Source organism: Streptomyces sp. NPDC057682 (assembly GCF_042799575.1).
Lineage (GTDB): Bacteria > Actinomycetota > Actinomycetes > Streptomycetales > Streptomycetaceae > Streptomyces.
This window is the reverse complement of sequence record NZ_JBHVIN010000029.1, coordinates 19,323-40,777: the sequence shown is the minus strand read 5'-3', so window position 1 is coordinate 40,777 and position 21,455 is coordinate 19,323. Positions and strand designations below refer to the sequence as shown.

General features: G+C 72.5%; 23 protein-coding genes. 14 read left to right on the top strand and 9 right to left on the bottom strand.

Features of this window, described 5'->3' with window-relative positions; all coding sequences use genetic code 11:
• Positions 1-81: 81 nt before the first annotated feature.
• Positions 82-765: a TetR/AcrR family transcriptional regulator C-terminal domain-containing protein gene (locus tag ACFVDM_RS36840; protein WP_383651064.1), complete on the bottom strand. Its 684-nt coding sequence runs from the start codon at positions 763-765 to the stop codon at positions 82-84.
• Positions 766-1,050: 285 nt separating this feature from the next.
• Between ACFVDM_RS36840 and ACFVDM_RS36835 the strand changes: the two genes are divergently transcribed.
• A complete protein-coding gene (locus ACFVDM_RS36835) occupies positions 1,051-2,760 on the top strand; it encodes a CocE/NonD family hydrolase (RefSeq protein WP_383651047.1) in 1,710 nt (569 codons plus the stop codon).
• Positions 2,761-2,909: 149 nt separating this feature from the next.
• Here the strand turns inward: ACFVDM_RS36835 and ACFVDM_RS36830 are convergent, their stop codons facing one another.
• Entirely contained in the window at positions 2,910-3,722 is an 813-nt protein-coding gene (locus ACFVDM_RS36830) for a helix-turn-helix transcriptional regulator (RefSeq protein ID WP_383651046.1), read from the bottom strand.
• Between the two features lie 262 nt (positions 3,723-3,984).
• On the opposite strand from ACFVDM_RS36830, the gene ACFVDM_RS36825 reads away from it, so the two are divergent.
• Positions 3,985-4,749, top strand: coding sequence for an SDR family oxidoreductase (locus tag ACFVDM_RS36825; RefSeq protein ID WP_383651045.1), 765 nt, complete (start codon positions 3,985-3,987; stop codon positions 4,747-4,749).
• On the opposite strand, the gene ACFVDM_RS36820 is transcribed toward ACFVDM_RS36825, so the two are convergent.
• Positions 4,708-5,556, bottom strand: coding sequence for a hypothetical protein (locus tag ACFVDM_RS36820; protein WP_383651044.1), 849 nt, complete (start codon positions 5,554-5,556; stop codon positions 4,708-4,710). The two genes, ACFVDM_RS36825 and ACFVDM_RS36820, sit on opposite strands and share 42 nt — an antisense overlap.
• A gap of 303 nt (positions 5,557-5,859) precedes the next feature.
• Here ACFVDM_RS36820 and ACFVDM_RS36815 point away from each other — a divergent pair, with 303 nt between their 5' ends.
• Entirely contained in the window at positions 5,860-6,405 is a 546-nt protein-coding gene (locus ACFVDM_RS36815; RefSeq protein ID WP_383651043.1) for a DUF6368 family protein, read from the top strand.
• A 443-nt stretch (positions 6,406-6,848) separates the two neighbouring features.
• On the opposite strand, the gene ACFVDM_RS36810 is transcribed toward ACFVDM_RS36815, so the two are convergent.
• Positions 6,849-7,154: a beta-Ig-H3/fasciclin gene (locus ACFVDM_RS36810; protein WP_383651042.1), complete on the bottom strand. Its 306-nt coding sequence runs from the start codon at positions 7,152-7,154 to the stop codon at positions 6,849-6,851.
• 139 nt (positions 7,155-7,293) lie between these two features.
• Between ACFVDM_RS36810 and ACFVDM_RS36805 the strand changes: the two genes are divergently transcribed.
• On the top strand, positions 7,294-10,191 hold the full coding sequence (locus ACFVDM_RS36805; RefSeq protein ID WP_383651041.1) for a BTAD domain-containing putative transcriptional regulator: 2,898 nt from the start codon (positions 7,294-7,296) through the stop codon (positions 10,189-10,191).
• A 22-nt stretch (positions 10,192-10,213) separates the two neighbouring features.
• Here the strand turns inward: ACFVDM_RS36805 and ACFVDM_RS36800 are convergent, their stop codons facing one another.
• Positions 10,214-11,017: a helix-turn-helix domain-containing protein gene (locus tag ACFVDM_RS36800; RefSeq protein ID WP_383651040.1), complete on the bottom strand. Its 804-nt coding sequence runs from the start codon at positions 11,015-11,017 to the stop codon at positions 10,214-10,216.
• Between the two features lie 131 nt (positions 11,018-11,148).
• On the opposite strand from ACFVDM_RS36800, the gene ACFVDM_RS36795 reads away from it, so the two are divergent.
• Positions 11,149-11,595, top strand: a complete 447-nt coding sequence (locus ACFVDM_RS36795; RefSeq protein ID WP_383651039.1) for a hypothetical protein — start codon at positions 11,149-11,151, stop codon at positions 11,593-11,595.
• A 207-nt stretch (positions 11,596-11,802) separates the two neighbouring features.
• Here ACFVDM_RS36795 and ACFVDM_RS36790 read toward each other — a convergent pair whose 3' ends face one another.
• Positions 11,803-12,138 carry a hypothetical protein gene (locus tag ACFVDM_RS36790; RefSeq protein ID WP_383651038.1) on the bottom strand — a complete coding sequence of 112 codons (336 nt, stop codon included), beginning with the start codon at positions 12,136-12,138 and terminating at the stop codon, positions 11,803-11,805.
• A 148-nt stretch (positions 12,139-12,286) separates the two neighbouring features.
• Between ACFVDM_RS36790 and ACFVDM_RS36785 the strand changes: the two genes are divergently transcribed.
• On the top strand, positions 12,287-12,775 hold the full coding sequence (locus ACFVDM_RS36785) for a hypothetical protein (protein WP_383651037.1): 489 nt from the start codon (positions 12,287-12,289) through the stop codon (positions 12,773-12,775).
• Positions 12,776-12,794: 19 nt separating this feature from the next.
• Here the strand turns inward: ACFVDM_RS36785 and ACFVDM_RS36780 are convergent, their stop codons facing one another.
• On the bottom strand, positions 12,795-13,220 hold the full coding sequence (locus ACFVDM_RS36780; RefSeq protein ID WP_383651036.1) for a hypothetical protein: 426 nt from the start codon (positions 13,218-13,220) through the stop codon (positions 12,795-12,797).
• Between the two features lie 243 nt (positions 13,221-13,463).
• Between ACFVDM_RS36780 and ACFVDM_RS36775 the strand changes: the two genes are divergently transcribed.
• The 3 genes from ACFVDM_RS36775 to ACFVDM_RS36765 all read left to right on the top strand — a co-directional run bounded on the left by ACFVDM_RS36775 (position 13,464) and on the right by ACFVDM_RS36765 (position 16,252).
• Positions 13,464-14,990 (top strand): MFS transporter, encoded by a 1,527-nt coding sequence (locus tag ACFVDM_RS36775; RefSeq protein ID WP_383651035.1) that lies wholly within the window; start codon positions 13,464-13,466, stop codon positions 14,988-14,990.
• Positions 14,991-15,116: 126 nt separating this feature from the next.
• The gene (locus ACFVDM_RS36770) at positions 15,117-15,614 is read left to right on the top strand and encodes a hypothetical protein (protein ID WP_383651034.1); all 498 of its coding nucleotides are present in this window, start codon (positions 15,117-15,119) and stop codon (positions 15,612-15,614) included.
• Positions 15,615-15,883: 269 nt separating this feature from the next.
• A complete protein-coding gene (locus tag ACFVDM_RS36765) occupies positions 15,884-16,252 on the top strand; it encodes a VOC family protein (RefSeq protein WP_383651033.1) in 369 nt (122 codons plus the stop codon).
• Between the two features lie 27 nt (positions 16,253-16,279).
• Here ACFVDM_RS36765 and ACFVDM_RS36760 read toward each other — a convergent pair whose 3' ends face one another.
• Positions 16,280-16,546, bottom strand: a complete 267-nt coding sequence (locus tag ACFVDM_RS36760; RefSeq protein ID WP_383651032.1) for a DUF397 domain-containing protein — start codon at positions 16,544-16,546, stop codon at positions 16,280-16,282.
• Positions 16,527-17,369, bottom strand: coding sequence for a helix-turn-helix domain-containing protein (locus tag ACFVDM_RS36755; protein WP_383651031.1), 843 nt, complete (start codon positions 17,367-17,369; stop codon positions 16,527-16,529). The genes ACFVDM_RS36760 and ACFVDM_RS36755 overlap by 20 nt, the downstream gene beginning before the upstream one ends.
• A gap of 113 nt (positions 17,370-17,482) precedes the next feature.
• On the opposite strand from ACFVDM_RS36755, the gene ACFVDM_RS36750 reads away from it, so the two are divergent.
• The 5 genes from ACFVDM_RS36750 to ACFVDM_RS36730 all read left to right on the top strand — a co-directional run bounded on the left by ACFVDM_RS36750 (position 17,483) and on the right by ACFVDM_RS36730 (position 21,153).
• Complete coding sequence (locus ACFVDM_RS36750; protein WP_383651030.1) at positions 17,483-17,728, top strand: hypothetical protein; 246 nt, start codon at positions 17,483-17,485, stop codon at positions 17,726-17,728.
• 28 nt (positions 17,729-17,756) lie between these two features.
• Positions 17,757-17,966: a hypothetical protein gene (locus tag ACFVDM_RS36745; RefSeq protein WP_383651063.1), complete on the top strand. Its 210-nt coding sequence runs from the start codon at positions 17,757-17,759 to the stop codon at positions 17,964-17,966.
• A 203-nt stretch (positions 17,967-18,169) separates the two neighbouring features.
• Positions 18,170-20,203, top strand: coding sequence for a glycosyl hydrolase family 28-related protein (locus ACFVDM_RS36740; RefSeq protein ID WP_383651029.1), 2,034 nt, complete (start codon positions 18,170-18,172; stop codon positions 20,201-20,203).
• 88 nt (positions 20,204-20,291) lie between these two features.
• Positions 20,292-20,735 (top strand): helix-turn-helix transcriptional regulator, encoded by a 444-nt coding sequence (locus ACFVDM_RS36735; RefSeq protein ID WP_383651028.1) that lies wholly within the window; start codon positions 20,292-20,294, stop codon positions 20,733-20,735.
• Positions 20,736-20,745: 10 nt separating this feature from the next.
• Positions 20,746-21,153, top strand: a complete 408-nt coding sequence (locus ACFVDM_RS36730; RefSeq protein ID WP_383651027.1) for a VOC family protein — start codon at positions 20,746-20,748, stop codon at positions 21,151-21,153.
• Positions 21,154-21,455: the final 302 nt, after the last annotated feature.

The window sequence follows — 21,455 nt, the reverse complement described above, 5'->3', positions numbered from 1 at the left end:
GGGGGCCGGTGTCGTTGCGCGTCCGGTGTCGTTGTGGCGTCCCGGTGTTTCTGCGTGTCCGGTGTTTCTGCGTGTCCGGGCTCAGTCCGCGTCGAGGCCGTCGACGAGACGGGTGAGGAAGCGGTCGAACACGGCGTCCGGGGTGGCGGGCCGGCCGGCGGTCGCCAGCGCCTCGGCCAGTTCCGGATGGTTGCCGTCGGTGGCGACCTCGGCCAGATAGAGCGCTTCGGCGGCGACCCGGCCGGGGTCCCGGGCCACCCGGGCCTGACCGACCTCGAAGGCCACCTGGGCCGCCACGAACGAGGTGAGCTGGGCGAAGACCTCCAGGCGCGCCGCCCCGTCGAGCCCGCTGGGCCGCAGGGCGGCCAGCGCGTGCTCCAGGAAGGCGAGCGTGCGGGGGCCCGGTGTGCGGGGGTCCCGCACGGCGGCGGGCAGCCAGGGGTGCCGGAGCATATGGGCGCGCTGCCGGTGGCCGATGGTCTTGAGATCGGCGCGCCAGTCGCCGGTGAGCGGGCCGGACGCGGACAGCTCGCCGGCGACGTGGTCGATCATCAGGTCCAGCAGCGTCTCCTTGTCGGGCGCGTAGCTGTAGAGCGACATGACGCCCGCGCCGACCTCGGCGGCGACCCGCCGCATGGTGACGGCGTCGATCCCCTCGGCGTCCGCCAGGGCCACGGCGGCCGCGGTGATCGCCGCCCGGCTGAAGGCGGGCCGGCGCCCCCGCCGGGGTCCGCCGTGCGCGAGCCAGAGCTGTCTGGGATCGATGCCTCCGCTCCGGGCGGCAACCCCGGTCCGGGTGGTACCCCCGTCGCGGGCGGCGCCCCCGTCCCGGGCAGCACCCTCACCCCGGGCGGCACCCCCGCCCCGGGCGGCGTTCCCGCCCTCCTGCTCCCCGGCCCCGTCCGTACGGCTCACGATCGCGCCGCTCCCTTCCTTGTTCCTCGCGCGGCTGTCCCGTCCCGCCGTGCCCGTACCCCATCATCCGGGGCGTCGACGCGTCCGTTATTCTCGTACACAGTACGAGAATGATGTGAGCGACGGAGGCGAACGATGACAACACCCGCGCATGCCGACCGGCCGAAGTCCTCCTGGGCGCCCCCGTCGGCGAAGCCGCCGCTGTCCGCGCGGTTGATGCGGGCCACCTGGAAGGGGCTGCCCGCCGCCCGCCACAAGGTCGCCCGGGAGTCCGGTCTGACGGTGCCGGCGGCCGACGGCAGCGCACTGGTCACCGACCACTACTTCCCCCGGGAGGAGGGCGACTTCCCCACCCTGCTGGTCCGCTCGCCCTACGGGCGGGGTGTGCCGTGGTCCCCGCAGTACGGGATCCTCTTCGCCGAACAGGGCTTCCACGTCGTCCTCCAGAGCTGCCGCGGCACCGGCGGCTCGGGCGGCACCTTCGACCTCTGGCGCAACGAGGCCGCGGACGGCCTGGCGACGGTGGCCTGGCTGCGGGAACAGCCCTGGTTCACGGGCGCCCTGGGCACGGTCGGCCCCAGCTACCTCGGCTACGTCCAGTGGGCCCTGGCCCTGGACCCGCCGCCGGAACTGAAGGCGATGGCGGTCCAGGTCGGCCTGCACGATCCGTACGCCCTCTTCCACACGAACGGGGTGCTCCATCTGGAGACCGCGCTCGCGGTCGGCGCGGGCATGACCTACCAGCAGCGCGGCATGCTTCCCCTCATCAGGGCGACGCTGCGCCTCCAGCGCGGGATGCGCGCGATCACCGCGGCCCGCCCGCTGCGCGGCTCCTACACGGCGGCGCTCGGGACGGACGTGCCCTGGCTGGACGACGTGGTGACCCACCCCGACGCGGACGACCCGTACTGGCAGGGGGCGTCCACCGCCAGGGCCGCCGACACCTCCGGCGTCCCCACCGCCCTGATCACCGGCCGGTACGACGTCCTCGCCGGGCAGACCTTCGCGCAGTACGAGCGGCTGCGCCGCGCGGGCACCGAGAGCACGCTGCTGCTCGGCCCCTGGACCCACACCTCCGCTCTCCAGCAGGGCTGGCCCGAGGTCTTCGCCGACACCCTGGCCTGGCTCCGCGCCCACCTCTGCGACGACCGCTCGGGCCTGCGCCCCACCCCCGTACGCGTCCACGTGGGCGGCTCCGGCTCCGACACCGAGACCGGCTGGCGCGACCTGGACGCCTGGCCGCCCGCCCCCGCCGCCACCACCTCCCTGCACCCGACCCCCGACGGCCACCTCACCCCTCAGCCCCCCACGGACGACGCCCCCCTGGCCACCGTCCGCCACGACCCGGCCGACCCCGCACCCACCCTCGGCGGCCCCCTCCTCTCCCGCACCGCGGGCCCCCGCGACAACGCGGCCCTGGAGGCCCGCGACGACGTCCTCACCTTCACCGGCCCGCCCCTGACCGAACCCCTCACCGTCCTCGGCCCCGTCACCGCCCGCATCAGCGCCTCCACCGACACCGGCCACGGCGACGTCTTCACCCGCCTCTGCGACGTCGACCCCCAGGGCCGCTCCACCAACCTCTGCGACGGCATCGCCCAACTCCGCACCACCCCCGGCGAACCCGCCCACCTCACCGTCGCCATGGGCACCACCGCCCACCGTTTCGCCCCCGGCCACCGCATCCGCTGGCAACTCGCCCCCACCGCCCACCCCCGCTACGCCCAGAACCCCGGCACCGGCCGACCCCGCGCCGAAGCGACGGAGTTCGTCCCGATCCGGCTCACGGTGCACGCGGAATCGGAGTTGCTGCTGCCGGGGGAATCGGAGGATGCGGGGGCCTGACCGGCCCCGTGCGGGATGATGGGGCGGGCCGGTCGGGGCGCGGCGGTTGGTCCCGGCGGAGCGGGTCTGTCCGGTGCCGGAGGCGCTGCGCGGGGTCGTCGTTCCGGGCGGGTGACCCGGAGGTCTTGTGGGGGCGGACTGTGTGCCGTTTACGCGGTGAGGGTGGTCAGGAGACGCAGCTTCTCGTCGCTGGGGCTGTCCTTGTCCGGGTAGTAGACGACGAGGATCACGTCGTCCACCGGGAGCTTGTCGCGGTGGAGGCGGAGTTCTCCGACGACGGGGTGGTGGACGGTGGTGGTGCCGCCGTCGAGGGCGCGGACGTCGTGGCGGGCCCAGAGGGTGCGGAAGCGGGCGCTGGAGAGGGAGAGTTCGCCGACGAGCTCGACGAAGCGGGGGTCGTCGGTGTCGTCCCCGATGGTGGTGCGCAGCGCGGCGACGAAATCGACGGCGGCGGTCTCCCAGTCCTGCTGGAAGGCCTGTTCCTCGGGGTCGAGGAAGAGGGAGCGGAGCCGGTTCAGACCGGGCCGCAGGCGCGGTGAGAAGGCGAGGGCCGGCGGGTTGGAGGCCAGCACGTCGAAGGCGCGGCCCTCCACGAACGCGGGGACCGGCAGGTGGGCCAGCAGCTGGTGGACCCGGTCCGGCACCCGCTCGGGCCGTCTGCGGCGCGGGGCCCTGGGGCGGCCCGCCGTGAGGCTGAGCAGATACGCCCGCTCGATGTCGTCCAGGCGCAGGACGCGGGCCAGTGAGGAGAGGACCTGGGGCGAGGGGTTCGTGTCGCGGCCCCGCTCCAGGCGCAGGTAGTAGTCGGGGCTGATCCCCGCGAGCAGGGCGACCTCCTCGCGCCGCAGCCCGGGAACGCGCCGGTTCGTGCCGGGCGGGATGCCCGCCTGCGCCGGGGAGACCAGTTCGCGCCGGGCGCGCAGGTACGCGCCGAGCCGGTTGCCGGATTCCTCGTCCTTCATGCCGTCCACGGTAATCCGGTACGCGGCGGCGGAAGGGGGCCCTGCCAGGACCAGGGACGCACGGGGTCCTCCCGCCCCCGCCCCGGCACGCCGAGACTGCGAGGACGGGCCCGGAGAAGCACCACCCACGGCCCGCCCCGGGCCCGGAGAAGCACCAGCCACGATCCTCCCCGGGCCCGGAGAACCGCGACCCACCCCGGGCCCGGAGAACACCCCGGGCCTCGGGCGAAACCATCACCCACTCACGAGAAGGGGACCCACCATGGACCTCACCAGCCGCACCGTCCTCGTCGTCGGCGGCACCTCCGGCATCGGCCGGGAGCTGGCCCGCCGGTTCGCGGAGGCGGGCAGCACCGTCGCCGTGGGCGGACGGAACCGGGCCGCGCTCGCGGAACTCGCCGACGAGGGCTTCGGGACCGTCCGGGTCGACGTGAGCGACGACGCCTCCGTGACCGCCGCCCGCGACGCCGTACTGACCCGCTACCCCGGCCTGGACACCGTCGTGACCATGGCGGGCGTCATGCACACCGAGGACCTCCGCGACCCCGCGCACTTCGCGGCGACGGCCACGACGATCGACGTCAATCTGCTCGGCACCATCCGGGTGATCGACGCCTTCACCCCGCACCTCCTCCGCCGGGGGAGCGGCACGTTCGTCACCGTCACCTCGGGCATCGCCTTCCTGCCCTTCCCGCCGATGCCCGGCTACGCCGCGTCGAAGGCCGCCGTCCACGCGTACTCCGAGGCGCTGCGCGCCCAGCTCGGCGGTACCGGAGTCGGCGTGGTCGAGCTGGTCCCGCCGGCCGTCGCCACGGGCGGACAGGAGAAGGTGAACCCGCACGCGCTGCCCCTCGACGCCTACGCCACCGAGGCGATGCGGCTGCTCGCGCAGGAGCCCACACCGGACGAGATCCTCGTGGAGCGCGTCCTCATGCACCGCTGGGCCGAGCGCGACGGCACGTACGGCGACCTCGTCGCCCAGCGCTCACAGGCGCTGGCGTCGCTTCTTCCGAGCCGCCGGGACTGAGCGGCGCACCAGCCCCTCGCGTACGGCGTTCATCCGGTCCCGTACGAGCCGCGGGGGCACCGCGCCGGCCGGGCCGCCGTGCGGGGTGTCGTCGAGCGGGCCGCCCCGGCACGCCCCGCACACCCCGCCGAGCAGGGCCTCCGGGCTTCCGGGGGCCCGGCACTCGCCGCACTCCAGGCTCCGCAGGAGGACGGTGGGCCGGGCGGGGGCGGAGCGGGCGGGCGGCAGTTTGTCGCGCAGGCGGGCGGAGACGAGGTGGAAGGCGCTGTGGACGGGCACGGGGAGGCCCTGGGTGAGCGCGGTCAGGATCTCGCCCTCGGTGGCGCCCCGGTCGAGCCATTCCGTCACGCGCGGCTCCAGCGCGGTGCAGTGGGCGGAGGACAGGGTGAGGGAGGGGGCCGTCCGGCCGAGGGCGGCCAGCAGGACGAACGCGCGGGAACGGGTGCGGCGTCGGGGTGCGTCCGGGGGTACGTCGCCCTGGGCGTACGCCGCCCACCACGCGTCGTCGCGCGCCGTACGGGAGAAGAAGGTCCGCGTCACCCAGAGCAGCACCCCGTCCGCCTCGACACACTCGCGGCCCCGCCGCAGATGCCCGGCCTCCTGGAGCCGGTTCAGCGTCGTCCGCAGCGCGCACTGCCCGTAGGGCAGCACCTTGGCGAGCGTTTTCACGGAGATGTCGGCCCCGTCGCAGAGCCCGTCGATATAGGCGGCGACCGCCGCGTCGCGGGGGCGGAGATGGGCGAAGTCATGGCCGGTGGACCGGAGTTGACCGGGTGCGGAGTGCTTGCCGTAGCCAGGGTTCGCCATCGGATGACGTTCCGGCGCGGGGCCGGGCGTGGAGGAAGGGGCAGCACTAAACTCGTCGACAGCCATGAGATCGCTCGATTCGATCGGAACTGGTCAGGCCCCTGCTAGGTGTTTGTGCACCGGCGGGGGCCGTCTGGTTGGGGCTGACGCTAGAGCGTGATTACGGCAGGTTGCAAGCTGATCGCAGAAAGTCAACCCTCTGGGTGGAGGTTGCCCTTCCTGCTCTCCTTGCGGCTGCTTCGTACCGCCAGTCCGTACCGCTACGCCGTACCGTTTCATCGTGCCGGTGGCTACGCTCCGCCCATGAGCCCACCGGTCCTGACGATCGAGCTGGCGGGGCCCGTCCCGCCCGGCACCATGCAGCGGCTGCGCGATCATCTAGCCTGCCTGGCCTGGTACTTCGAGGAGTCGCGGGTTGGTGCGTACGACCTGTGCGTCCGCGCGGACCGTCTCGGCGCCACGGACGATGGTGGCGAGGAGGAGCCGCCCTGTCCGTTTACGGTCTCGATCATGGGGCCGGGCATCGGCGACGAGGAACTCTTCGACGCCGAGCACGACGACGAGGTCGACCGGGAGAGCCTGATCGGTTTCACCCCCACCCACGCCGTGACCGTCATGGCGTCCGCCTCCCGCCCCGTCAGCCACCTCGTCACCGCCCTGCTGACCGCCACGGTCATGGACATCGTCGGAGGCGTCGTGTGCGCCGAACTCGCGGACGGGCAGCGGTCGGTGGTGGCCGGTCTCCCCGGTCTCGTCGCGCTGGCGTCGAGCCCGTGGCCCGAGGCGTACGGCTCGGCGGAGTTCGTCCGGGCGTGGGTACGGAGGCCCGGCTTCCGGCTCGCCACATGAGCGGAGCGGACGGGGCGAGGGTCCGCCGGTCACCGGGGAGGGCGGGAGGGTGGGCACGGTCCCACCACCCATTCCTCAGAAAGAGCGCCCGCGTCTCGCGGCTTGAGCTCCGGGCCCGTCGTACCGCACTCGTCGCCTCGGAGACAGCTCTACCGCCTCCGGCCCCCCGTGAACGAGGTGACGATCCAGACCACCAGGAGCACGAGGAAGATGATGACGATGGCGGTCGGAATGACGGTTCCCATGGCGTGGTCCCCCTGGACGCGTAGGTGTCCGTGGCTTGGAAGAGCCTGTGACGGAAGGGGCTTGAGGGTACGGGGGGACGGCGCCGCGTGGCCATGGCCGGGACGCACCCTGCATCGGATCTTCACCGAAGACGCGTGACGGGTACGGGCCACAAGGGGGAAGGGGCCCGTACCCGTGCGCGGGGGCGACGGCAGACGTCAGCAGGTGATGGTGCGCGTGTAGTTACCGAGGATGCCGTGGTAGTAGAACATCTTGCTGGTGCCCTTCGACATCACGTAACACGGGCTGTCCGGGGCCAGCGAGACGTCGACCTTCACCGAGACCGTGTAGCCGCACTTGTTCGAGAGCAGCACGTCGAATCCGTCGGTCGTCTGCGTGACCATGCGGCCGACACAGGACGGTGCCAGCGTCGCCGCCATGGCCGGGGTCGCCGTGACGATCATGGAACCGCCGAGGACGGCTGCGGTCAGAGCGGCCTGCGCGGCTCTCCGGGACATACGCATCGCATAACTCCTAGCTGAGTGCTTGCCGACAACAAGCGGAACGCTAAGCTGACCTGCGCATATTCTGCGTACAGCGCGCGTACAACGAGGCGTTGGCTCGCGCGGTGAGCCGATGCCCCTGCGGGTGGGGTGATAGGGAATGCGTTTCGCTCTTCTCGGTTCACTGGCGGCCTATCGCGGTGACGTGGGCGTGGAGCTGGGCTCCGTCAAACAGCGACTGGTTCTGGCCACCTTGCTCAGCCGCCCCTCCGAGGTCGTGCCTGCAGCCGTCCTCGACGCGGCCCTGTGGGGAGAGGACCCGCCGCCCTCGGCCGCCGCCAACCGCCGTACGTACGTGAGGGGTCTGCGCAGCGTCCTGGGCGAGGGCCTGGTGCGCGCCCCCGGCGGCTATCTGCTCCTGGTCGGACCGGGCCGCCGGGACATCGACCTCTTCGACCAGGCCGCCGCGCACGGCAGACGGGCACTGGCCCAGGGGGACACCGAACTCGCCTGCCAGGAGCTGAACCTGGCCCTGGAGCTGTGGCGCGGCCCCGTCCTCGACGGACTGCCGGTCCCGGACGTCCTGACGCGCTGGGCGGCCCGGCTGGAGGAGCGCCGCTGCCACGCCGAGGAGGACTTCGCGGCGGCCCTGCTCGGCGAGGACCGCTGCGCGGAGGTCGTCCGCCGCATGCGGGACCTCGTCGACGCGCATCCGCTGCGGCAGCGGGCCTGGGCCCGTCTGATGCTCGGCCTCCACCGCACCGGCGACCTGTCCGGTGCGCTGGAGGCCTACCGCCGGGCGCGCGACGAACTGGTCCGTGAGACGGGCCTCGAACCGGGTCCGGAGCTGACCCGCCTCCACGCGGACATCCTCCGGCAGCGGGGCGGGGCGGAGCCCGCGAGGGCCGTGGATGCGGCCTCCGGAACCCCGGACGCCTCGAAGGCCTCGGAGGCCCCGGACGCCTCGGAGGCCCCGGACGCTTCGGAGGCCCCGGAGGAACCGCCCTCCGGCACGCCGCCCCGCTCCGGCGCGCCTGCCGTCGTCGTACCGCGCCAACTCCCACCTGTCACCCCGGACTTCGTGGGCCGGGCCACCGCGCTCTCCGCGCTCGACGCCTGCCTGACGGCCGGGCCGCCCGACCGTCCGCCCACCGCGACCGTCGTCGCCGTGACGGGCATGGCCGGGGTGGGGAAGACCACGCTCGTGCTGCACTGGGCACACCGGATCGCGGACCGCTTCCCCGACGGGCAGCTCCACGTGAACCTGCGCGGATACGACGAGGAGGGCGCCCTCACCGCCGCCGACGCGCTCCAGGGGTTCATCGAGGCGCTGGGCGTACCGCAGTCCCGTATTCCGGCCGGGGAGGAGGCCAGATCGGGACTGTTCCGCAGCCTGCTGGCCGAGCGGCGGATGCTCGTCGTCCTGGACAACGCGCGGGACTCCGCGCACGTGCGGCCGCTGCTGCCCGGTGCCGGGAACAGCACGGTCGTGGTCACCAGCCGCGAACGGCTGGGCGGGCTGGTGGCGGGGGAGGGGGCCCGGCCGGTCGGTCTGGACGTGCTGACGGAGGCGGAGTCCATCGGGGTCCTGGTCCGGCACCTCGGGGAGCGGGTGGCGGCGGAACCGGAGGCCGCGGCACAGATCGTGGCGGCGACCGGGCGGCTGCCGCTGGCCCTCGCGGTGGTCGCCGGACGCGTGGCGGGCCATCCGGCGTTTCCCCTGCGTACGTTCGCCGCCGAACTGCGGCCCGCCGGGGCGGTGCTGGACGCGCTGGAGGACGCCGACGCGCGGCGGGCGATGTCGTGGTCGTGCCGCGCCCTCACGGACGACGGGGCCCGGCTGTTCCGGCTGCTCGGGCTGCATCCGGGGCCGGAGCTGACGCCGGGCGCGGCGGCCGCGCTGGCGGGGGGCCCGGAGCGGGACGTACGGAAGGGGCTGCGGGAACTGACCCGGCTGCACCTGCTGACGGAACAGACGCCCGGACGGTACGTCTTCCACGATCTCGTACGGGCGCACGCCGCCGAACTCGCCGCCACTCAGGAGCCGCAGGAGGAGCGGCGCGCCGCCCGGGAACGGCTCTACGACCACCTGCTGCACCGGGCCCACCGCGCGGCCGTCCTCGTGCAGCCGCAGTGGAACGCCATCACCCCCGTACCGAGGCTCGGACACGACGACGGGGGACCGGCGCACGAGGCCGACACCGACGCGGATGCGGCGCTGGCCTGGTTCGCCGCCGAGCTCCAGGTGCTGCTGCGGGCGGCGGCCCAGGCCGCGCGGCACGGGTTCGAGACGTACTGCTGGCAGCTCGCCTGGGCGATCACCGCCTACCTCGCCCCGAACGGTCTGTGGCAGGACCAGCGCACGGTGCAGGAGACCGCGCTCGCCGCCGCCGAACGGGCGGACGACCCGGCCGGCCAGGCCATGGCCTGCCGCCTCCTCGCCCGAGCCAACTCCCGCCTCGGCGGCGCCGAAGCCGCTGAGGCGCAGCTGCGCAGGGCCCTCGACCTCTACACCGCCCTCGACGACACCACCGGCCGGGCCCAGACCCTCCACAACTACGTCGAACTCTGCTTCATGGCCGGCCGGTCCGCCGAGGCCCTGCGCCACGGCAACGAAGCCCTCCGCCTCCACCGGCTCTCCGGCAACGCCGACGGCGAGGCCCGCACCCTCAACGCCATCGGCTGGCTCCACGCCTCCGAGGGCGACTACGCCCGCGCCATTGTCAGCTGCACCCAGGCCCTCGCCCACCAGCGCCGCACCGGCGACCACAACGGCCAGGCCGCCACCCTCGACAGCCTCGGCTACGCCTACCACCGCCTCGCCCACTACGATCGCGCCCTCGCCAGCTACGACGAGGCCATCACCCTCTTCCGCGCCTCCGCCGACCGCTACCACGAGGCCGAAACCCTCGTCCGCCTCGGCGAGACCCACGAGGCCACCGGCCGCACCTCCGACGCCCGACGCGCCTGGCAGGCCGCCGCCGCCCTCTTCGACGACCTCCACGACCCGGAGGCCGACGCGGTACGGGAACGGCTGGCGCGGGTGCGGGACGACTGACTCCCGGCCCGTGCCGTTGTGCTCACCGCGTGAGGAGTTCGGCCAGCAGGGCCGCCGTCGCCTCGTCCGCCGGCAGGAACGCCTCCAGCCGCAGTTCGGCGACGGTGACGTCGGTGGCGGTCCCGAAGTGCGTGAGCGTGGTGACGAGGGTGAGCTCCCTGCTGTCGTCCGGACCGGGGGCGCGCAGCCGCAGCGGTACGGCGAAGCCGACGTGGTGCGGCGTCTCGCGCGGCCGGGGCGGCACCAGCCCGGTGAGTTCGTCGGCCAGACGCCGGAGCCGGTCGTCCGGGTTGCGCACGCTCTCGGCCCGTACGTGGTCGACGACGTGCCAGGCCCAGGTGTCGAGGTTGACGATCCGGGGGGCGAGGCCCTGCGGATGCAGGAGCAACCGGGGGACGCTCACCGGGGGGACGAGCAGATGCGGGGCCACACCGGCGATGAGGGCGTCGAAAGCGGCGTTGGCCGAGACGAGGTCGCCGTACCGGTCCACCGCGACGGCGGGGTAGGGCAGATGGCCGCGCAGGATCTGTTCGAGGGCGGTACGGATCGGTGCGAGCCGGGGGTCGTCCAGCGGGGTGCGCGGGTAGACCGGCGCGAATCCGGCCGTGAGGAGAAGCTCGTTGCGCTCGCGGATTGGCACCTCCAGGGACTCGGCCAGCCGGATGATCATCGAGCGCCCGGGGACCGAGCGCCCGTTCTCGATGAAGCTGACGTGCCGCTGCGTCGTACCGGCCCGTACGGCCAGTTCCAACTGGCTGACGCGCCGCCGGACGCGCCACTGCCGCAACGCTCCCGCGAGCCCGGCCCCGGCCGATTCACTGATCACCCCTCCTGTGTAGCCGGGCCGGGTGTCCGTGCGCGATTCCCTGCGGGGAATTGCCGGTGGCCGAGGGGCGCAAGCAGGGTCGGTGCCGCACACACCGGACACCGCGCAAGCGCCGACGAGGAGCCCTCTCCATGACCGACACCGATACCGGCACCGATACCGGCACCGACACCGACGAGCTGGCCGAACGCTACGTCGCCGTATGGAACGAACCCGACGCGGAGCGCCGCCGCGCCGCCGTGCGCGCGCTGTGGGCGGCCGACGCGGTCCATCTGCTCCAGCCGCCCGAGGAGATGCGCCGGAGCGCCGAGACGCTGGGCTTCGACCGTCTCGTCCTGGAGGCGCGCGGGCACCGGGCCCTGGACTTCCGGGTGACGCGGGCGCACGAGGAGTTCGTCGCGCCGGGCACGTACGTTTTCCGGTCGTGCGGCGACGCCGACCGGCTTGACGACGTCGTCAAGTTCACCTGGGAGATGGTGGCCCGCGACGGCGGCGGGGTCGTCGGCGCCGGGCTGGAGATCCTGGTGCTGGGTCCCGACGGCCGTATCGTCCGCGATCACCAGTTCATCGAGGGATGACCACGATGAACACGGCCCACGCGGCTCGGGTGCGCAGCTACCACGTCGACTCCGGTGCCGGGATCGAGGGCCTGGCCCTCCGTGCGCACCGGCCGCGCACCCTCGGACCGGGCGAGGTCGCCGTCGCGGTCCGGGCCGCCTCGCTCGGCTACCGCGAACTCCTGGTCGTACGCGGGCAGTACGTCCTCCCCGTCAAGGCAGCCGGGATCAGCCGCCGTCCCACTCAGTCCCTATACGCGCCAACTCCGCCTCCCCCAGCGGCGGATCGAACCCCTCCGGAATCAGCAGCATCCGTGGCTGCGGCCACATGTTCTCCAGCCCGTGCTCCTGACACTCCAGCGCGATGAGGTGTGCCCCTTCCCCGCACACCCCGCGCCCGTAGGCCCGCCCATGCGTCCGGCAGGCGTACCCGAACACCGAGCAGTCGTCACCGTCCCCGGGTTCATGAAACGCCGGATCGCGCACGATCACGGTCACCGGCTCCTGCCGATTGTGCGGAGGAATGGGCCGGGGATCACGCCAGACGAGCCGGTCGGGGAGCATGCGGCCAGTGTGCACCGGGGGAGGGGAGGGGGGGAGGGGGAGCGGGAGGCGAGGTGAGGAGGAAGGGGGGTGAGGAGCGAGGGGCCCGGTCGGCCGGGCCAGTAGGGTGCCGGGGAGCTGTGACGGGAGCTGTGCTGGGGGAGTCGTGGTGGGAGCTGTGGTCGGGCGTGGCGTGCGTCTGGGGGTGCGGATCGGGGCCGCTCTGGGGTCGCTCTTCGGCGCTGCCTTTTTCGTGGGCGCGATGATGTGGCTGCCGACGGATCCGCACGAAGCGTTCACGGGTCTGGCGCGGGGTGCCGTCGTAGCGGCCGGGAGCCTGGCGGTGGGAGTCCTGCTGGGCGCGGCGACCGGTGCGGCGCTCGCGGCGGCCCCCGAACGGGTCGCTTCCCGGGCTCCGTTGCGGGGGCTGCTTGCCGGTGGTGTCGCGGGCATCCTGTGCGTCGGTGAGTTCGCCATCGTTGCCATGGCGACCGATGGCGGCTACGCGCCGATGCTTCTCGCCCTCGTACTTGCCCCGGTGACCGGCCTCGTCGCCGCAGCGCACAGCGGCGACATCCTGGGTCGCACGCACCACCACCCGTGGCTGACAGCCGGGCGCCGCCCCGGCCGGAACGCGCGGTTCACCCGCACCCCGTAGGCGCAGGCCGCGAACCCCCTCAGAACCCCGGCACCGGCACGAACCCCGGCCACCACCCCGGCACCCCGCCAGGGCACGCCGGGGTGGCCGGGCCCTCCCAGAACAGGGAGAGGGCGCACCAGGTGACGGCGAGGAGGGCCACCGCGAGGGCGAGGGCGTGGGGAACGGGGTGGCGGCCGAGGAGGGCGCCGACCGCGACCCACGTCAGCAGCAGGACCGTCCACATCCCCGGGATGAACAGCCAGAGCAGGAATCCGCTGTTGGCCGCGTTGTTCACGCCCACGTCGCAGGTGTCCCACGCGCGGCCGAGCAGCGCCGCCGTGGCCGTGGCGATGACCGCCGCCAGCACCGTGCCGAGCCACCCGTGCAGCCGCCGGACCGCCGCAGGGGCGTGAGCGCCAGGCAGGGCGTCCGTCGGGGGAGGCGCCGGATCCGTATCGACCATGGGATCAGTAACCACGGGACCGGCCGGCCGGACAAGGCCGGGGAGCGTCCGTTCGTTCGCCAGGCTCACCCCGCGAGCATTCGCCTGCGGGGCCGGCCCGTGTTCGCGTCTACGCGTCCGCTGCGGCGAGTGCGTTAGCATGGCCGCTCCGCTCGATCCGATCGAGGATGGCTTGTCTCCCCCGGGAGGCTCGTCCGAGGCTTGAAACCTCCGGCTTCATTCGATGAAACCGGAGGTTTTGTCATGTCTGCTGTCCCTCTCGACCCCCGACGCTGGTGGGCGCTCGCCGTCATCTGTATGACGCAGCTCGTCATCGTGCTGGACGCGACGATCGTCAACGTCGCGCTGCCGAAGGCGCAGGTGGAGCTCGGGATGTCCGACGCCGAGCGCCAGTGGGTCGTCACCGCGTACGTGCTCGCCTTCGGGGCCCTCCTCCTGCTCGGAGGCCGCGTCGCGGACTTCTGGGGGCGCCGGCGCAGTTACATCGCCGGAATGGTCGGCTTCGGCGCCGCTTCGGTGGTCGGCGGTCTCGCCGACGGCGCCGGGCAGTTGATCATCGCGCGGGGCGCCCAGGGTGCGTTCGCCGCCCTGCTGGCACCGGCCGCGCTGTCGATGCTGACGGTCGCCTTCACGTCCGGCAAGGAGCGGGCGAAGGCCTTCGCGGCGTTCGGCATCGTCGCCGGAACGGGTGCGACGATCGGTCTCGCGCTGGGAGGTGTGCTCACCGAGTACGCCGGCTGGCGCTGGTGCCTGCTCGTGAACATCTTCTTCGCGGTCCTCGGCGTCCTGGGCGCGATCCTGTTCGTGAACGAGTCCCGGCTGAGCGGCCGCCACGGCCACGACCTGCTGGGCGCGGTCACCATCACCCTCGGCTTCGGCAGCCTCGTCTACGGCCTCACCCTGTCCGAGCACGGATGGGGAGCGTCCGACACGCTGCTTTTCCTCGCGCTCGGCGTGGTGCTGATCGCCGTCTTCGTCGCCGTCCAGGCGCGTACGAAGCACCCGCTGCTGCCCCTGCGCATCCTGCGCGACAGGACCCGCGCGGGCGCGCTCGTCGTCCAGGCCTCCGTGGGCGCCGTCTACATCGGAGCCACCCTGTTCCAGGCGTACCACCTCCAGGCACTGCTCGGATTCAGCCCGCTGCTGGCCGGTGCCGCCTCACTGCCCATGGCTGCCTCGACGATGGTCGTCGCTCCGCTGGGCACGCGTCTCTTCGAACGGTTCGGCGGCCGATGGGTCATGTCGGGCGGCCTGCTCGTCTCGGCGCTCGGCATGGTCCATCTCGCCCAGCTGACGCCGGACGGCGACTACGCGACGCAGGTGCTCCCGGGCATGCTCCTGGTCGGCATCGGCCTGGCCGGCGTCGTCGTGGCGGTCCAGAACGTGGCCCTGGCGGGCGTCCCGTGGAGCGACGCCGGTGCGGCCTCGGCCGCCGTGAACTCGTCGATGCAGCTCGGCGGTTCGATCGCCCTGGCCGTCTTCACCACCCTGTTCATCTCGATCGGCGGCGGTTACGGGAGCGCGGGCTCGCACGGTGTCGACGGCTACTCCGCCGTGTACTACGGCGCCGCCGTCGCCCTCCTCATCGGTGCGATCGCTGCGGCGTCCCTCATCCGTACGCCGCAGGGGCGCGGCGCCTCGGACGACTGGAGCGAGTCGGGTGACGGCGCGTGGAGCGAGGACGGCTCCGGCGGTCAGGACGGTGACGCGGGGGCCGGCGGGAGCGCTCGGAGTGGCTGGGCGGGCACGAACGCGTCCGCTGACCGCTGACCGCTGACCCGCCAGGGATCCCGCGGACCTTCTCGTCGGGCGGGGGCGGCGCGTGATGCGGGCCGCCCCCGGCCCAAATCCGCGGAAGAGGACCCTCCGCGTTGATCCGTGATTACTGTCCACAAGATGACGCATCTGAGGAAGATCCGGACCCGACGCATGGCAGTGGCGCTGGCCGCTGCGGCAGCCGCAGTCGTACTCGGCGTGGGCGGGGCCATCGCGGCAGCGGACGAGGACGGCGGATCGTCCGGCCCGACTCCCGTGCCCACGGAGACCTCCGACCCGGGAAGCACCACCGGCGGCGACGTCGGCGGCGCGGACAGCGGCGGCGGAGACAGCGGCTCCGTCAGCGGTTCGGGCGGCACCGACGGCGGTGGTTCCGTCGGCACCGATACGGGTGGAGGAGGGGATCCCGAGTCCCCGTCCCCGACGGACGTGCCCACGTCCCACCCCACGAACCCCGCAACCCTGGAGGAACTGGCGGAACGCATCGACGGCCTGGAGAAGAAGGTGGACCAACTTCCCACGAAGAAGGAGCTGGCCGATGCGCTCCGGGCCTTCGCGGACACGCTGGATCAGCAGGGCTCATCCGGCGGAACCCCCTCCCCGACCCCCGCGCCGTGACCCGGTGACACCGCTCGCATGAGACCGGTCCCCACGGGACCCGACCGTTCCCAGACATGATCAAGGGCCGGTTCCGGATGCCTCCGAAACCGGCCCTTGACGGCGGCGGTGCGGTGTCTCAGGTGCGTCCACGGCGAATCACCCCGGCACGCCGTGTCACGGAGCGCCCAAGGGTTTCGCCCCGCGCGGGAGGTCACGGCTCCACCGATGAGTTCTCCGCCCCCGAACGGTCTGATCAGTGCCACGACCGTTCCCGACAGGAGGCCCCTATGTCCACCATCCAGCCCGTCATCGTGACCGCCCACCACGACCGCCTGCGCGCCTTCTACACCCAACTCTTCGACGCCGAGCAGATCTTCCGAGTCCCGGAGAAGGGCCCCGTCTTCTACCTCGGCCTCCGCATCGGCGACACCAACCTCGGGCTCGTCTCCCCGAAGGACGACCCCGCGCCCGATGCCCCCGCACCGCGCATCGTGCTCAGCATCGCCGTCGGCGACGTCGATGAGACCCTCGGCCGTGTGGAGGCCCTGGGCGGTACGGTCGGCGGCGCCCCGAACGACATGCCCTGGGGCCAGCGCGTCGCCCACATCAAGGACCCCGACGGGAACGCGGTGAACCTCACCCAGCCGGTGGGATGAGGGGTGGGCGGGGGCTGCCGGGCCCGGCTACGCGCCCTTGAGGCCGCTGACGAACGCCGACCAGGCCGCCGCCCGGAAGACCAGTGCCGGTCCGTCGGTCACCTTGGAGTCGCGTACGGGGACGATGTCGGGGTGGCCGTCGTGGACTTCGAGGCAGTCACCGCCGCTCGCGCCGCTGTAGGTGGACTTGCGCCAGGTGCCCATCTCAACGCAGTTGCCGCCGTCGCCGCCGCTGTACGAGGACTTGTGCCAAGTGGCCGTGGAGAGGCCGTAGTCAGAGCTGTTCAGCTTCATGGTCGTAATCCTCCGCCACCGATTCGATCAAGGCCAGGGACGCTGCCGGTGACAGCGCGTTGGCCGCCAGCAGATCGTAGGCCAGTTCGCGCTGGCGGACGGCGGCTGGGTCGTCTTGCAACTGGCCGGTGCCGAGGCCTTGGAGGTACGCAAGCGGGGGAGCGTCCTCGAAGGTCATGAGCTTGAGTGGCCCTTCCAGGGCTGCGTGGGCGCCCGCCGAGAACGGCAGAACCTGAACGATGACTCTGCGCCGCCTGGCAAGCGCTGCGATGTGTCGCAACGCTGCTGCCATTACCTTCGGCCCGCCCACCTTTCGGCTAAGCACCGACTCGTCCAGGACGACCCACAACATCGGCACTGTTGGATCGGCGAGAATCTGCGCGCGCTCAAGCCTGGCCGCCACCAGGTCGTCGATCACGCTGTCGGTGGCGGTGGGCCGACCCGCCTCGAACACCGCCCGCGCATACGCCTCCGTCTGCAACAACCCCGGAATGAGCTGCGGCGCGTACTCCTTGATCTCGGTCGCCCGCGCCTCCGCCTCGGCCGCCTCCGCGAAGTGTTCCGGGTACTTGGACTTCTTCAGCGCCCGGCAGTTCCGTACGAAGAACCCGTCCGCGCCTAACAGTTCGTCGAACTTCACCGCCTGGTCCATCTGCATCCGGCGCACGCCGGACTCCAACTGGCCGATGAAGGAGCCGCTCACGAAGAGAGGAGCGCCGAGGTCGGTCTGGGAGAGGCCGGCGGCCTCGCGGCGGTGGCGGAGTTCGGCGCCGAGGAGGGCGCGTGGGGAAGAGGAGGGGTCGAGCTTTCTGGGGCCTGGCATGACAACTCCTGGTGGCACAGGTGCGGTTGTTGGAGCCGTAGTCCTTCCAGGCTATCGAGGAAATGGCCACGCTGGGTATGCGTTGGAACTACTCAGAGTGGAAGGAATGGATCATGACGACTACGGAGCGGCGCAAAGCGGTGGTGGGCACGGTGCGGACGGCGGAGGAGCTGGTGGCGCGGTTGAAGGGCGGGTTCGCGGGGGTCGGGGTCGTGCTGCCGTCGTTGCGGGTGGACCCGGTTTCGTACGCCGTCGAGGAGCCCGTGCCCCTGGTCGATCTGGGGCGCTGCAACCTCGACACGGCGCTGCGATTGAGCGAGGCGCTGGAAGGGCTGGGGAGGTCCGGTCGTGACGTGTGAACCGGGCGGGACGGAGGCCGGGGCGGTGGTGCCTGGGCCGGGGGCGTACGTGGTGGACGTCCGGGACGGGCGGATCGGGCGGGTGATGGGGCATGTCGGGCCGGACGTGCAGCTACGGCCGCCCGGAGGCGGGGCGGAGTGGGACTGTCCGCCCGACTGCGTGCGGCCGGCCTCGCGGGGGATGGTGCTGAGAGCCCGGGTGACGGAGGTCAACCGGGAGGGGCAGCTGCCCCGTTGATGGGGTGTGGGCGGGGGTCGGTGGGCACGCAACCGCCTGCAAGTGCTGCAAGTGTGGGCGGTTGTTACGCAAAAAGATGATGCTGATTCGCATTATCGCGTCAGCTGTGTGGAATCTTCTCGCATGGGCCTTGTGGGCGGTGTCGCGCGCGCCCTACTGTCGCTCGTCACCACCCCTCCCCTCGCAGAGAGACGGGCCCCGCCATGCCACGAAGACCCCGCCGGACACGCGGTACGGGGCTGTACGCCTCCGCCGTCGCCGCCCTGACTGCCGCAGCCCTCGGGGCGGGCGTGCTCGCCGCCGCACCGGCCGGGGCGCGGCCCACCGCACCGGCAGTGCCTGTCGTCACCCGGGCCGCGCTCGATCCGCAGCTCGTCGCGGGCCGGGGCGCGAAGGTGCCGTTCGTCGAGCAGGAGGCGGAGAACGCGGCCACCACCGGGACCGTCATCGGCCCCGACCGCACCGCCTACACGCTGCCGTCGGAGGCGTCCGGGCGCCGGGCGGTGCGGCTGGAGCCGGGGCAGCACGTGGAGTTCACGCTGCCCGCCGCTGCCAACGCGATCACCGTGCGCTACAGCGTTCCGGACGCGCCGGGAGGCGGCGGGACCACCGCACCGCTGGACGTCGCGGTGAACGGTGCCAAACGGTCCACGATGACGCTGACCTCGCAGTACTCCTGGCTGTACAACCAGTACCCGTTCTCCAACGACCCCGGCGCCGGGCTGCTCCACCCCGACTGGTGGATCACCGAATGCTCCTGCGTGCCCGCCGCCACGACCCCCGCGCCGGAGATCGCGAAGCCCTTCCGGCCCTCCCACTTCTACGACGAGCAGCGGCTGCTGCTGGGCCGTACGTACCGCGCGGGCGACACCGTACGGCTCACCGTCCCCGCCGGGGCCCGGGGCGGCGTCTCCACCGTCGTGGACCTGCTGGACTCCGAACGCGTCGGCGCGCCGCACGTCGAACTCCTCGCCGCCAACGTCCTGGCCTTCGGGGCCGATCCGACCGGGCGGCGCGACGCGGCCGGGGCGATCGAGAAGGCCATCGCCTTCGCCCGCCGCACCCACCTCAAGGTGTACCTCCCGCCGGGCACGTACCGCGTCGACCGCCACATCGTCGTCGACGACGTCACGATCACCGGGGCGGGCAACTGGTACACGAAGATCAAGGGCCGCGAGGTCACCCTCGACGAACCCGCCGCCGACGGGTCCGTGCACACCGGGGTCGGGTTCTACGGGAAGCCGGCCGCCGAGGGCGGCAGCCACGACGTCCACCTCTCCGGTTTCGCCATCGAGGGCGACGTACGCGAACGCGTCGACACCGACCAGGTCAACGCCATCGGCGGCGCCATGAGCGATTCGACCATCAGCGGTCTGCACATCAGCCACACCAAGGTCGGCATGTGGTTCGACGGGCCGATGAAGAACCTGCGGATCAGCGACAGCATGATCGTCGACCAGATCGCCGACGCCATCAACTTCCACACCGGTGTGACCGATTCACGGGTGACCAACACGTTCGTACGGAACTCCGGCGACGACGGACTGGCCATGTGGTCCGAGAAGACCGCGAACGCCCGCAACACCTTCGACCACAACACCGTGCAGACGCCCGTCCTCGCCAACGGCATCGCGATCTACGGCGGCACCGACACCACCGTCTCGCACAACCTCGTCGCCGACCCCGTCCGCGAGGGCAGCGCCCTGCACATCGGCGCCCGCTTCGGCGCCGAACCGTTCACCGGGCGGCTCGACCTCACCGACAACACGGCCGTCCGCGCCGGCACGTACGAACTGAACTGGAACATCGGCCTCGGCGCCCTCTGGGTCTTCGCCCTCGACCGCACCATCGACGCCGACATCCGCGTCACCGGCGACCACTACCTCGACAGCACCTACAACGCGATCATGCTGGTCTCCGACTGGGCCGTGAAGGACCAGTACGACATCAAGGGCATCCGCTTCAAGGACATCCACGTCGACGGCACCGGCACCTCCGTGCTCAGCGCCCGCGCCGCCGGCGGCGCGAGCTTCGAGAACGTGGACGCCCGCCACGTCGGCGCCGTCGGTGTCAACAACTGCGGCTCGTTCAACTTCCCCGCCACCGGCTCCGAGTTCGCCCTCACCGACCGGGGCGGCAACGACGGCGGCTGGCTCGCCCCCTGGCTCCTCCCCAACACGATCACCTGCGACGACCGCCCGGAGGTGGTCCCGCCGCCCGCACCGGGGGCCTGGTGATCATCCGAACCGGGGCCCGGTGATCGTCCGTACCTGCTGATACGCCGTACTCCCGGCATCCGTCCGCTCCCCGTGGCACGATTCCACGGTGAGCAGCAGAACCGATCCCGCACAGCATCTGAGCGACCTCGCGCGGCTGCGCCGGGTCAAGGACCGGATCGACCGGGAGTACGCGCAGCCGCTCGACGTGGAGGAACTGGCCCGGGGCGTGCACATGTCCGCCGGGCATCTGAGCCGCGAGTTCCGGCGGGCGTACGGGGAGCCGCCGTACGGGTATCTCATGACGCGGCGGATCGAACGGGCCATGGCCCTGCTGCGGCGGGGGGACCTGAGCGTCACCGAGGTGTGCTTCGAGGTCGGGTGCGCGTCGCTGGGCACGTTCAGCACCCGCTTCACGGAGCTGGTCGGGGTGTCGCCCAGCGTCTACAAGAAGGAGGCCGACGACAGTCGCGCCGGTCTCCCGTCCTGCGTCGAGAAGCAGGTCTCGCGACCGGTCAGGAATCGAGAAGCGGCCTCCCGGAAGCCGGATTAGCGTGGCGGGCATGGACATCAACATTCACTCCACGTTCCTTCCGCACGACGACCCGGACGCCTCGGTGGCCTTCTACCGCGACGTTCTCGGCTTCGAGGTGCGCAACGACGTCGGGCAGGGGACCATGCGCTGGATCACGGTCGGACCGGTCGGCCGGCCCGAGACGTCGATCGTCCTGGAGCCGCCGTACGCCGACCCGTCCGTCTCCGACGAGGAGCGCGCCACCATCACCGGGATGATGGCCAAGGGCACCTTCGCCCGGGTGCTCCTCGCCACCGACGACCTGGACGCCGCCTTCGAGAAGGCTCAGTCCGGCACCACCGACATCGTCCAGGAACCGGCCGACCAGCCCTGGGGCGTCCGCGATTTCGCGCTCCGCGACCCGGCGGGCAACCTGATCCGCGTCCAGGCGCGCTGAACCGCCACAGCTGTGCGTACGGCGCAGCGACGGGACCGTACCGTCCTAGCGGCGGCGCCGGGACGGGACCGTACCGTTCGCACGGCGACGTCGGGACGCGACCGTATCGTTCGCACGGCGACGTCAGGACGGGACCGTATCGTCCTTACGGATGCGCCGGGACGGATCCGTAAGGTCCGTACGGCAGCGTCGGTACGGGACCGTCCCGTCCACACGGCGACGTCAGGACGGGACCGTACCGTCCGCACGACCCCGGACCGGGACCTCCCGGCCGTTTGCGACATCGACGGGGCCGCGGGGGC

Coding starts and splice junctions, on each gene's coding strand:
- ACFVDM_RS36795 (WP_383651039.1), top strand. CDS start 11,149: ATGACCGACACCGATACCGGCACCGATACCGGCACCGACACCGACGAG.
- ACFVDM_RS36780 (WP_383651036.1), bottom strand. CDS start 13,220: ATGGTCGATACGGATCCGGCGCCTCCCCCGACGGACGCCCTGCCTGGC.
- ACFVDM_RS36815 (WP_383651043.1), top strand. CDS start 5,860: ATGAGCCCACCGGTCCTGACGATCGAGCTGGCGGGGCCCGTCCCGCCC.
- ACFVDM_RS36750 (WP_383651030.1), top strand. CDS start 17,483: ATGACGACTACGGAGCGGCGCAAAGCGGTGGTGGGCACGGTGCGGACG.
- ACFVDM_RS36825 (WP_383651045.1), top strand. CDS start 3,985: ATGGACCTCACCAGCCGCACCGTCCTCGTCGTCGGCGGCACCTCCGGC.
- ACFVDM_RS36765 (WP_383651033.1), top strand. CDS start 15,884: ATGTCCACCATCCAGCCCGTCATCGTGACCGCCCACCACGACCGCCTG.
- ACFVDM_RS36730 (WP_383651027.1), top strand. CDS start 20,746: ATGGACATCAACATTCACTCCACGTTCCTTCCGCACGACGACCCGGAC.
- ACFVDM_RS36820 (WP_383651044.1), bottom strand. CDS start 5,556: ATGGCGAACCCTGGCTACGGCAAGCACTCCGCACCCGGTCAACTCCGG.
- ACFVDM_RS36830 (WP_383651046.1), bottom strand. CDS start 3,722: ATGAAGGACGAGGAATCCGGCAACCGGCTCGGCGCGTACCTGCGCGCC.
- ACFVDM_RS36805 (WP_383651041.1), top strand. CDS start 7,294: ATGCGTTTCGCTCTTCTCGGTTCACTGGCGGCCTATCGCGGTGACGTG.
- ACFVDM_RS36810 (WP_383651042.1), bottom strand. CDS start 7,154: ATGCGTATGTCCCGGAGAGCCGCGCAGGCCGCTCTGACCGCAGCCGTC.
- ACFVDM_RS36755 (WP_383651031.1), bottom strand. CDS start 17,369: ATGCCAGGCCCCAGAAAGCTCGACCCCTCCTCTTCCCCACGCGCCCTC.
- ACFVDM_RS36790 (WP_383651038.1), bottom strand. CDS start 12,138: ATGCTCCCCGACCGGCTCGTCTGGCGTGATCCCCGGCCCATTCCTCCG.
- ACFVDM_RS36835 (WP_383651047.1), top strand. CDS start 1,051: ATGACAACACCCGCGCATGCCGACCGGCCGAAGTCCTCCTGGGCGCCC.
- ACFVDM_RS36760 (WP_383651032.1), bottom strand. CDS start 16,546: ATGAAGCTGAACAGCTCTGACTACGGCCTCTCCACGGCCACTTGGCAC.
- ACFVDM_RS36740 (WP_383651029.1), top strand. CDS start 18,170: ATGCCACGAAGACCCCGCCGGACACGCGGTACGGGGCTGTACGCCTCC.
- ACFVDM_RS36770 (WP_383651034.1), top strand. CDS start 15,117: ATGACGCATCTGAGGAAGATCCGGACCCGACGCATGGCAGTGGCGCTG.
- ACFVDM_RS36775 (WP_383651035.1), top strand. CDS start 13,464: ATGTCTGCTGTCCCTCTCGACCCCCGACGCTGGTGGGCGCTCGCCGTC.